The organism is Amycolatopsis sp. NPDC004747 (assembly GCF_053601335.1).
In genome coordinates, this window is the sequence record NZ_JBSGBQ010000070.1 from 1 (window position 1) to 5629 (window position 5629).

The following is a 5629-nucleotide window of genomic DNA, read 5'->3' on the forward strand; positions in this document are numbered from 1 at the left end:
CGTTGGTCTGTGGGTTGCGGGCCCGGCTCAAAGTGATTTGACGGCCTCAGGCGACGGGATGACCACCCAGCTCCATGATTTCTGGGCTTCGCCCGCCCCAACCGAGTCACGCATTACCCGGTTAGCGGCGGGGCAGCTGGCTCCCCGGCTGGCGCGGCACGACCCGCGTCACCGGGCCGTCCGCGGACTTGCCCGCCCGCGACAGCCAGCCCTCGACCTCACGGCGGACCGCGTTCAACGTCGGGCGGCGGCGCGGCTCTGGGTCCAGGGACGCCGCCAGCAGCCGGGCGTGGGCGCTGCGCTGCGGCAGGCGGGACACCGGCTCGGCGCGGGCCGCGGCCATCAACGCCGCCATCGGCGTCTCCCGGGTTCCGCGCGGGGGCTGGCCGGACAGCGCGTAGCTGATCGTCGCCGCCAGCTGCCACGCGTCCGACGCCGGGGATGCCGTGGCGCCCATCGCCTGCTCCGGGGCGACGAAGTCCGGCGTGCCGATCATCATCCCGGTGGCCGTCATCTTCGAGTCGCCCTGGCTGCGGGCGATGCCGAAGTCGATGAGGTGGGCGAGGCCGCTGGGGTCGAGGACGATGTTCGACGGCTTGATGTCCCGGTGCAGGACGCCCTTCTCGTGCGCCGCCGCCAGCGCGCCCGCCATCGTCGCCCACAGGCGGCCCGCGGCGACGTCGTCGAGCGGGCCCTGGCCGTCGACCAGCTCGGCCAGCGGACGGCCCTCGAGGTACTCCATCACCAGCGCCAGGCCGTCCGGCTCCTCGGCGAGGTCGTACACCTTGACGCAGTTCGGGTGGCTGACCACGGCCAGCGCGCGGGCCTCGCGCTGCATGCGCTCGGCGGTGTCGCGGTCCGGCGCGTGCGCGATCTTCAGCGCGACCGTGCGGTTCAGCTGGGTGTCGACGGCCTGCCAGACCGTGCCGAACCCGCCCGCGCCGAGCTGCTTGACGCGGCGGTAGCGGCTGCCGCCGGCGTTGCGGGAGCCGGGCGGCGGCGGGATCGGGCCCGGTGCCGCGGCCAGCATGCCTCCCGGCGGGGACGGCGGCTCGGGCGCGGAGGCCAGCGCCGTCTTCGGGTACGGCCGGTTGACCGGGGGCGGCGGCGGGGGCGGCGGGGTCGGGCGCGGCTGGACCTGCGACGGCGGCTGCCGGTGCGGCTCCGGCTCGCGGCGCGGCGGCGGCTCGTCCGACCGGTCCGACCGGTTGATCACCGACCACGGCGGCGGGCCGACCATCGCGACCGGGATCAGGCCGAGCACGCTGAACGGCAGGAAGCCGAGCCAGAAGTGCAGCGCGGTGTTCGCCTCCATGCCGACGCTGAACACGAGCATCGCGGCGAACGGGATCCAGAAGAACCGCGACGGCCACTTCGGGCCGCGGCGGAAGGCCGTGCGGCCCTGCAGGATCACGAAGAACAGCGAGCCGGCGCCCAGCACCGCGAAGGCGACCAGGTAGACGATGAACGGGAGGTCGCTGCCGTTCTTGGCGAACAGCACGTCGTAGACGGTCTGGCCGCCGCCGAGGTACTTCGTCTGGCTGCCGGTGACCCAGCAGCCGCCGACGCCGTTGAGCGAGTCCAGCTCCTGCCGGCTCAGGCCGGACTTCTCGCCCGCGAACGCCGCCCGGTAGACCCCCGAGACGCCGTTCGCCAGCAGCCACGGCAGCACCAGCGCGCTGACCAGCCCGATCGCGCCGAACACCGACAGCGTCGTGGCGTCGTAGCGGTTGCCGGTGCCCTTCCGGATGATCGACACGACGACCGCGCCGGCCGGCGGGACCAGCGCGACGAGCGCACCGGCCGCACTCGTGGCCCACACCCATTCGCCGGGGCAGAAGCCCGGGCCGAACAAGGAATGGGCTAGCGAGAGCAACGCGCTCGCGAGTCCGTTCACCGCCGGGCTCCCCTCACTGTCCGTGTTCACTTCGTGGCCGACACGCGGCATTTCCCGCGGTCCAGCTTAGGACGCTCCCGGGCTCCGTGAGGTTGCCGGGTCTTCGCGCCCGCGGAATCCGGCGCGCCCACCGCTCCCACGCCATGATGGGGGTCGGCGCAACGTCCGACGCGAAGGAGCCGAGCATGGGCGCGTACTCCGAAGCCTACCGGCGCAGCCTGGCCGAGCGGGACGCGTTCTGGCTGGCCGCGGCCCAGTCGATCAGCTGGACCAGGCCACCGGAGCGGGCGCTGGACGACGCCCACCCGCCCTTCTTCCGGTGGTTCCCGGACGCGGAGCTGAACACCTCGTACAACGCGCTGGACCGGCACGTCGAGGCCGGCCGCGGCAGCCAGGCCGCGCTGATCTGGGACTCTCCCGTGACCGGACGGAAACGGACTTACACCTACGAAGAGCTCCGCGACACGGTCGCGCGCTTCGCCGGCGCGCTCAGCTCCCTCGGGGTCACGAAGGGTGACCGCGTGATCGTCTACCTGCCGATGGTGCCGGAGGCCGCGGTCGCGATGCTGGCCTGCGCGCGGATCGGCGCGGTGCACTCGGTGGTCTTCGGCGGCTTCGCGCCGAAGGAGCTCGCCGCGCGGATCGAGGACGCGAAGCCCAAGGTCATCCTGGCGGCGTCCTGCGGCATCGAGCCGACGCGGATCGTGGAGTACCAGCCGATCGTCGAAGCCGCCCTCGGGATGACCGAGCACCAACCCGACCACGTCGTCATGCTCCAGCGCGAGCAGGCGCCGGCCACCGCGGGCCGCCACCTCGACTGGCGTGAGCTGGCGGCGGGCGCCGACCCGGCCGACCCGGTGCCGGTCGCGGCCACCGACCCGCTGTACATCCTCTACACGTCCGGGACGACCGGGAAGCCGAAGGGCGTCGTGCGCGACACCGGCGGCCACGCCGTCGCGCTCGCCTATTCGATGGACGCCGTCTACGACGTCCACGCGGGTAACGTCTGGTGGACCGCGTCCGACGTCGGCTGGGTCGTCGGGCACTCCTACATCGTGTACGCGCCGCTGCTCGTCGGAGCGACGACCGTGATGTACGAAGGCAAGCCCGTCGGCACGCCGGACGCGGGCGCGTTCTGGCGGGTCATCGCCGAGCACGGCGTCCAGGCGCTGTTCACCGCGCCGACCGCGCTGCGGGCGGTCAAGAAGGTCGACCCGGACGCCCGTGAGCTGGAGAAGTACGAGCTGAAGCAGTTCCGGACGCTGTTCCTGGCCGGCGAGCGGCTCGACCCGGAGACCTACCACTGGGCGCACGAGAAGCTCGGCGTCCCGGTCGTCGACCACTGGTGGCAGACCGAGACCGGCTGGCCGATCGCCGCCAACCCGCGCGGCCTGGAGCCGATGGAGGTCAAGGCCGGGTCGGCGACCAGGCCGGTCCCCGGCTGGGACGTCCGCATCCTCGACCAGGCCGGCGAGGAGCTGCCGGCCGGGCGCGAGGGCGCCGTCACGGTGAAGCTGCCCCTGCCGCCGGGTTCGCTGCCGACGCTCTGGGGCGATGACGAGCGCTACCGCGAGGCCTACCTTTCGCGCTACGAGGGCCACTACCTGACCGGCGACTCCGGTTACTTCGACGAAGACGGCTACCTGTTCGTCATGGGCCGGACCGACGACGTCATCAACGTCGCCGGCCACCGGCTGTCCACCGGGTCGATGGAGGCCGTGCTGGCCGCGCACCCGGCGGTCGCCGAGTGCGCCGTGATCGGCGTCGCCGACCAGCTCAAGGGGCAGCTCCCGCGCGGGTTCGTGGTGCTCAAAGCGGGCGCGGACATCGACCCGGAGCAGCTGCGCGCGGAACTCGTGGCGATGGTCCGCCGGGACATCGGCCCGGTCGCCGCCTTCCGTGACGTGTCCATTGTGGACGCATTGCCGAAGACGCGGTCGGGGAAGATCCTGCGCAAGACGATGCGCGCGATCGCCGACGGCCGCGACGAGGCGGCGCCCTCCACGATCGAGGACCCGAGCGTCCTGGAGGCCATCCGGGCCGCCCTTCGTTAAGAGCTGTTCCAAATGCCCCCGCTGGTCTGTACCTTTGCAGGGAGTCCCCGACCGGAGGTGCTTCGATGCGCTTGTCCAGAGCCGTCCTGACCGCGGCCGTCGTGAGTCTCACGGCCGCCGGCCTGCCCGCTTCCGCCGCGGCCGCCCCGGCCGCTCCCGAACGCAGCGTGACCGACGTCGTCCCCGCGCCCGTCTCGGCGAAAGCCGATCCTCGCGGCGACTTCAAGCTGACGCCGGCCACCGTGATCACCGCCGACCGCGGGTCCGGCCAGGTCGCGGACTACCTGCGCGGCCTGCTCCGCCCGGCCACCGGCTACCCGCTGCCGGTCGTGCCGCACGCGGCCGGCCTGCCCGCGATCGCGCTGAAGCTGGGCCACGACCCGCGGATCGGCACCGAGGGTTACCAGCTGAAGGTCGCGCGCGACGGCGTCACGCTGACCGCCAACACCGCGGACGGGCTCTTCGAGGGCGTGCAGTCGCTGCGGCAGCTGCTCCCGTCGGCGATCGACGCCCAGCGCGTGCAGCACCGGACGTGGACCGTCGCCGGCGGCACGATCCTCGACTACCCGCGCTTCGCCGAGCGCGGCGCGATGCTCGACGTCGCCCGGCACTTCTTCCGCCCCGACCAGGTGAAGCTCTACATCGACCAGATCGCCCAGTACAAGGTCAACACGCTGCACCTGCACCTGGCCGACGACCAGGGCTGGCGGATCGAGATCAAGAGCTGGCCGAAGCTGGCGACGGTCGGCGGCAAGACGGCCGTCGACGGCGACCCGGGCGGCTACTACACCCAAGCGCAGTACAAGGACATCGTCGCGTACGCGGCTTCGCGGCACATCACGGTGATCCCGGAGATCGACATGCCGGGCCACACGAACGCGGCGCAGTCGACCTACGCGGAGCTGAACTGCGACGGCAAGGCCGTCCCGGTCCGCACGGACACCGAGGTCGGTTACAGCTCGCTGTGCATCTCTTCGCCGATCACGTACAAGTTCGTCGAAGACGTCGTGCGCGAGCTGGCGGCCCTGACCCCCGGCCCGTACCTGCACATCGGCGGCGACGAGGCCCACTCGACGCCGCCCGCCGACTACCTGACCTTCGAGCGGAAGGTGCAGCCGATCGTCGCCAAGTACGGCAAGAAGGTCACCGGCTGGCACGAGATCGCCAAGTCCGTCCCGCCGGTGTCGGCGGTCCCGCAGTACTGGGACTTCGGCGGCGACAACCCGGACGTCGCCGCGGCCGCGGCGCGCGGCAACAAGATCCTCATGTCGCCGGCGAACTTCGCGTACCTCGACATGAAGTACACCGAGCAGACGCCGCTCGGCCAGGACTGGGCCGCGTTGATCGAGGTTCGCGATGGCTACAACTGGGACCCGGCGACGCTGGTGAACGGCGTCGGCGAGAGCCAGGTCGCCGGGGTCGAGGCGCCGCTGTGGACCGAGACGATCCGGACCAGCAACGACATCGAGTACATGGCGTTCCCGCGGCTGCCGGGGATCGCGGAGATCGGCTGGTCCCCGAAGTCGACCCACAATTGGGACGCCTACCGCGCGCGGCTGGCGAAGCAGGCGCCGCGCTGGGTGGCGCAGGGGATCGACTTCTACCGCTCGCCGCAGGTCGACTGGAAGTAGGTGGGTGGTCACCTTGTCGTGAGTGGTAAGGCGGGTTCCAACCCGCC

At 72.1% G+C, this 5629-nt stretch carries 3 protein-coding genes; 2 read left to right on the forward strand and 1 reads right to left on the reverse strand.

Features of this window, described 5'->3' with window-relative positions; translation table 11 throughout:
• Nucleotides 1-121: 121 nt before the first annotated feature.
• Nucleotides 122-1897, reverse strand: a complete 1776-nt coding sequence (locus ACWEGE_RS46760; protein ID WP_449666977.1) for a serine/threonine-protein kinase — start codon at nucleotides 1895-1897, stop codon at nucleotides 122-124.
• Between the two features lie 143 nt (nucleotides 1898-2040).
• On the opposite strand from ACWEGE_RS46760, the gene ACWEGE_RS46765 reads away from it, so the two are divergent.
• Both ACWEGE_RS46765 and ACWEGE_RS46770 read left to right on the forward strand, forming a co-directional pair.
• Nucleotides 2041-3951, forward strand: coding sequence for a propionyl-CoA synthetase (locus tag ACWEGE_RS46765; protein ID WP_449666979.1), 1911 nt, complete (start codon nucleotides 2041-2043; stop codon nucleotides 3949-3951).
• 65 nt (nucleotides 3952-4016) lie between these two features.
• Nucleotides 4017-5582, forward strand: coding sequence for a beta-N-acetylhexosaminidase (locus ACWEGE_RS46770; RefSeq protein ID WP_449666978.1), 1566 nt, complete (start codon nucleotides 4017-4019; stop codon nucleotides 5580-5582).
• The last annotated feature ends 47 nt before the right edge of the window (nucleotides 5583-5629 follow it).